Source organism: Mesorhizobium sp. M7A.F.Ca.CA.004.04.2.1, from assembly GCF_004022825.1.
Classification (GTDB): Bacteria; Pseudomonadota; Alphaproteobacteria; order Rhizobiales; family Rhizobiaceae; genus Mesorhizobium.
The window spans coordinates 1-428 of record NZ_RZPH01000479.1; positions in this window are offsets into that span (position 1 = coordinate 1).

The following is a 428-nucleotide window of genomic DNA, read 5'->3' on the forward strand; positions in this document are numbered from 1 at the left end:
ATCCTGGACTTTCAGCGCATACCAGACGCTGCCGCCACCGCCGACGATGGCTATGGCAAGCGAAAGCAGCGTCAGGAAGGCAGTTTTGAGCATGAGGGGCCGGGGACACGAAGAGTTGCCGCTCGGGGATATCGCGGCGCAGGGCCTTGTGGCAAGCGGGCCGACGTAGAATTGCAGACGGCTCTCCCTTCTCCCCTTGCGGGAGAAGGTGGCCGAGCGAAGCTCGGTCGGATGAGGGGTGTTCCAGCTTGGCAATGGCGGTGATCCGGCCATCACCCCTCAACTGTCTCGGCGCCAATCACAGCGCCGACAGCGTCTCCGGCAGTTGCGGCGTACTGAGGACGGGCGCCGACTGGAACAGCGTGGTCATGTCCCGCAGCGTCTGGGTCGTGCGGCTGGACAGCACCGGCGGCCGTTCGGCGGCTGCA